Source organism: Nocardia sp. NPDC060220 (assembly GCF_042727815.1).
Classification (GTDB): domain Bacteria; phylum Actinomycetota; class Actinomycetes; order Mycobacteriales; family Mycobacteriaceae; genus Nocardia.
Map to the genome: position 1 here is coordinate 1 of NZ_JBHWZY010000565.1, position 4,605 is coordinate 4,605.

The window sequence follows — 4,605 nt, forward strand, 5'->3', positions numbered from 1 at the left end:
CCCGGCGCCCGGCGCCACCGTGACGCCAGGCGAAGCCCCCGCACCGTCGGAAACCCCTGCACCCCAAGGTCAGAGCTCCACGCCACAGTCTCCGGCATCCGAGACGACCCCCTCGCCCACCACCGAAGCGCCAACACCGTCTTCCGAAGCGCCCGCACCTACTACCGAAGCGCCCGTGCCGTCTCCCGAAGCGCCCGCTCCCACCACCGAAGCGCCAGCGCCACCCGCACCGCCTACCGAAACACCTCTGCCGTCTTCCGAAGCGCCTGCACCCACCACCGAAGCGCCAGCGCCACCCGCGCCGCCTACCGAAGCGCCCGTGCCGTCTTCCGAAGCGCCCGCACCCACCACCGAACCGCCAGCGCCGCCTACCGCAGCACCCGCGCCGCCTACCGCAGCGCCCGCGCCCACCACCGAAGCGCCCGTGCCGTCCACCGAACAACCCGCTCCACAGAGCCAGAGCCCGACCGTTCCGCCGACGAGTTCGCCCAGCGAGGCGCCCGCTCCCCCGCCAACGCAGCCGAATCAGCTACCGACACAGCAGGATTCGAATCCACCGGCACCGAGGCCCCCGACCACGGAAACCCCGCGGCCGACCGAAGCGCCCGCACCGACCTCGGAACAACCGGCCTCCCCGGCACCACCCGGCCGCCAAGCGCCACAACCACTTCCGCTGCCGGGCATGCCCGACATGTCCGACCCGGGCGGTCAGCCCGGCGTCACCGGCCCGGTTCCTGGATCCGACGTGTCCCCGTCACAGCCAGCCACACCCAAGGCGCCACCGCCCGAGACCGATCAGCCAGGAGTAGTCCCGCCGCGGTAGATCATCGACCGCGATACGTCCACGGCCCTTTCGTCGGAGTGCCCACCTCGAACCCCAGGTCATCACGCCCCGCAGCCGCGTGAACACCCCGAACGAAGGTCTCCGTTCAGACCTTCACCAGATCGTCCGCGTGAATCACCGGACGTTGCATCGTGTCGGGGAGATCAGTCGTAGACCGGCCGAGCATAGAGACGAGCTCGGCACTGTCGTATTCGATAACCCCCCGAGCCACAACCGCGTCATCAGGGCTGACCAGATCCACCACATCCCCCCCGAAGAAGCGACCACGAATCCCGGTGATACCCGCCGCCAACAACGAGTGTCGTTGAGCCACCGCATCAACCGCCCCCGCATCGAGCAGAACCGCGCCCCGCGGATCAGCGGCATGGCGAACCCAGAACTTACGACCGGAGAGCCGGATCGGGCGAGCAGCGAACGCCGTACCCACGGTGCCGCCGGTGAGGGCAACCGCAGCATCAGCGGCCGAAGCCAGCAGGACAGGAATGCCCGCATCGGCGGCGAGGCGGGCAGCGGAGAGCTTGGAGGCCATCCCGCCGGTCCCGAGCGCGCCACCGCTACCCGCGATCACGCCGTCGAGGTCGGCACTGCTGCGCACCTCGGGAATGAAGTTGGCGGCGCCCTTACGCGGGTCGCCGTCGTAGAGCCCCGCCACGTCCGACAGCAGGATCAGGGCGTCGGCGCCCACCAGGTGCGCCACCAGGGCGGCGAGGCGGTCGTTGTCGCCGAAGCGGATCTCCTCGGTGGCGACCGTGTCGTTCTCGTTCACCACCGCGATCGCGCCGAGCGACCGCAACCGGTCCAGCGTGCGCTGGGCGTTGCGGTGGTGCTCCCGGCGGGCGAAATCGTCGGCGGAGAGCAGGATCTGGCCGACGGTGCGGTCATAGCGGGCGAACGATGTGCCCCACGCGTGGGCGAGAGCCAGCTGTCCGACGCTGGCCGCGGCCTGCTTGGTCGCGAGATCCTTGGGCCGTTTCACCAGACCGAGCGGAGCGAGTCCCGCGCCGATCGCGCCCGAGGACACGACCACCACATCCGAACCGGCCCGCATCCGCGCCTCGACCGCGTCGGCCAGCAGATCGAGCCGGGCGGTGTCGAGGCCACCTTCGAGGCTGGTCAACGCCGACGAGCCGATCTTTACCACCACGGTGCGCGCCGACACGATCGCCGCGCGCCCCTGACTCAGCTCCGAACCCACCTGCATCGTTCAACTCCCTGCACCACGATCACCGAGCTACCTCGTCAACCATCGCAGTATGCCGATCCAATAGCCGCGCCCGACAGCGATTTTCGCCGGGCGCGACCCACCTCACTCTTTGCGTTCGCCGTTTTCGTCGAGCAGACCACGTCGCGCCTGCGAGGCGAGCTTGCGCTCGGCCGCACCGATACGATCGTTGGTCTCGAGCCGGAGGTCGGTTCCGCGGCCGGTCGGCTGCATATCGACACCCGCCGAGATCATCGGCTCCCATTCGAAGGTCACACCGGCGATGGTGACCGGGCAGCCCGGTTGCGCACCCTGTTTGACCAGCGCGGCTTCGACACCCAGGCGAGCCAACCGGTCGGCCAGGTAGCCGACGGCCTCGTCGTTGTTGAAGTCGGTCTGGCGAATCCAGCGCTCGGGGCGAGTGCCGCGCACGATGAAGCCACCCGCCTCCTCCGGGTCGGCGATGACGCTGAAACCGGTCTCGTCGGCCGCGATCGGGCGGATGATGGTGCGCTTGGGCGCGGCCTTGGGGTGATCCTCGCGATACTGACGAACCATGTCGGCCAGCGCGAACGTCAACGGGCGCAGGCCCGCACGGCTCACGGCGGAGATCTCGAACACCGGCCAGCCACGCTCGGCGAACTCGGCGGACACCATGTCGGCCAGCTCGGCCGCATCGGGCACGTCGGTCTTGTTGAGGATGACCACGCGCGGGCGGTCGGCCAGATCACCGAGGCTGGCGTCACCTGACAAGGCAGGCTTGTAGGCGGCGAGCTCGGCCTCGAGTGCATCGACGTCGGAGACCGGGTCGCGGCCGGGTTCCAGGGTCGCGCAGTCGACGACGTGGGCGAGCACCGCGCAGCGTTCGATGTGGCGCAGAAAGTCCAGGCCGAGGCCGCGACCTTCGCTGGCACCGGGGATCAGGCCCGGCACGTCGGCGATGGTGAAGGTCGTGTCACCGGACAGCACGACGCCCAAGTTGGGGACCAGCGTGGTAAACGGGTAATCGGCGATCTTCGGCTTGGCCGCGGACAGCACCGAGACCAGCGACGACTTGCCCGCGGACGGGAAGCCGACGAGCCCGACGTCGGCGACCGACTTCAGCTCGAGTACGACGTCGACCTCGTCGCCCTCTTCGCCGAGCAGCGCGAAACCGGGCGCCTTGCGTGCCTTGGACGCCAGCGAGGCGTTGCCGAGGCCACCGCGGCCGCCACGGGCGATGATGAACCGGTTGCCCGCGCCGACGAGGTCGCAGACCACCTTGCCGTCGTCATCGACGACGACCGTTCCGTCGGGGACCTGCAGCACCAGATCGGCGCCGTTCTTGCCCTCTCGGTTGCTGCCCTCGCCGGGCTTGCCGTTGCCGGCCTTGGCGTTGGGGTGGAAATGGAAATCGAGCAGGGTGTGGACGTTGGCGTCGACCTCGAGGATCACGTCGCCGCCACTGCCGCCGTTGCCGCCGTCGGGCCCACCGAGCGGCTTGAACTTCTCACGATGCACCGAGGCGCAACCGTGTCCACCTCTACCGGCACGAACATGCAGCACGACGCGGTCGATGAATTTGGACATGGGTTGATCCTCCTCCTTCTGACTAGTCGTTTGCGGTAAGGGGTGGGGAGAACACGACAGAGCGGGTCAGGGAATCAACCCTGACCCGCTCTGGTGTCTGTGGGGAGCGAAGCTCCAGGCGGTCAGGCCTGGACCGGCTCCGGAACGACGATGTTGACGGTCTTGCGGCCACGCTTGGTGCCGAACTCGACCGCGCCCGCCTCGAGGGCGAACAGCGTGTCGTCGCCACCACGGCCGACGTTCACGCCCGGGTGGAAGTGAGTTCCACGCTGACGGACCAGGATCTCGCCCGCGCTGACCTTCTGGCCGCCGAAACGCTTCACGCCGAGGCGCTGGGCGTTCGAATCGCGGCCGTTCCGGGAGCTGGATGCGCCCTTCTTATGTGCCATTGCTTCGTCTCCTCGGGAAAATTCTTACTTGATGCCGGTGACCTTGATGACCGTCAGCGGCTGACGGTGACCCTGGCGCTTGTGGTAGCCGGTCTTGTTCTTGAACTTGTGGATCCGGATCTTCGGGCCCTTGGTCTGGTCGATGACCTCAGCGGCCACGGAGATCTTGGCCAGCTTGTCGGCGTCGGTGGTCAGATCGGTGCCGTCGACGACGAGAACCGGGGTCAGCGCCACGGCGGTGCCGACCGCGCCCTCGATCTTCTCGACCTTCACCAGGTCACCGACCGCGACCTTGTACTGCTTTCCGCCGGTCTTGACGATTGCGTACGCTGCCATCGGTCGGCTTCCTCCACTCACATTGGTCCTGCACATGTCCACGCCGCAGCTGCGACGCGTATTCCTGGGCTCATCCCCGCACGAGCGGGGGAAGAACGTTTGCTGCCTGCGGTATCACCCGGCCTGCTCGGCTGGATGCTCAATCACTGGGCAGCGACCGACCTAGGTTACCAGAATGGTATCCACTCCCCCAATTCGGCCGGTCAGGGGCCGAATCGAGGCTTGCGTGCGCGGAGCGATCCGCGCACGCAAGCATCGGGTTACTT

The 4,605-nt window shown here is 68.1% G+C and carries 4 protein-coding genes; all 4 read right to left on the bottom strand.

From position 1 onward, the window contains the following. Nucleotides 1-929: 929 nt before the first annotated feature. Nucleotides 930-2,045: a glutamate 5-kinase gene (gene proB, locus ACFWF3_RS25180; RefSeq protein WP_379315696.1), complete on the bottom strand. Its 1,116-nt coding sequence runs from the start codon at nt 2,043-2,045 to the stop codon at nt 930-932. A gap of 105 nt (nt 2,046-2,150) precedes the next feature. After that, nucleotides 2,151-3,614: a GTPase ObgE gene (gene obgE / locus ACFWF3_RS25185; protein ID WP_379315698.1), complete on the bottom strand. Its 1,464-nt coding sequence runs from the start codon at nt 3,612-3,614 to the stop codon at nt 2,151-2,153. A gap of 122 nt (nt 3,615-3,736) precedes the next feature. After that, entirely contained in the window at nt 3,737-4,003 is a 267-nt protein-coding gene (rpmA, locus tag ACFWF3_RS25190; protein WP_056821498.1) for a 50S ribosomal protein L27, read from the bottom strand. 24 nt (nt 4,004-4,027) lie between these two features. Further along, nucleotides 4,028-4,339, bottom strand: a complete 312-nt coding sequence (gene rplU / locus ACFWF3_RS25195) for a 50S ribosomal protein L21 (protein ID WP_067456085.1) — start codon at nt 4,337-4,339, stop codon at nt 4,028-4,030. Nucleotides 4,340-4,605: the final 266 nt, after the last annotated feature.

Coding starts and splice junctions, on each gene's coding strand:
- proB (WP_379315696.1), bottom strand. CDS start 2,045: ATGCAGGTGGGTTCGGAGCTGAGTCAGGGGCGCGCGGCGATCGTGTCG.
- obgE (WP_379315698.1), bottom strand. CDS start 3,614: ATGTCCAAATTCATCGACCGCGTCGTGCTGCATGTTCGTGCCGGTAGA.
- rpmA (WP_056821498.1), bottom strand. CDS start 4,003: ATGGCACATAAGAAGGGCGCATCCAGCTCCCGGAACGGCCGCGATTCG.
- rplU (WP_067456085.1), bottom strand. CDS start 4,339: ATGGCAGCGTACGCAATCGTCAAGACCGGCGGAAAGCAGTACAAGGTC.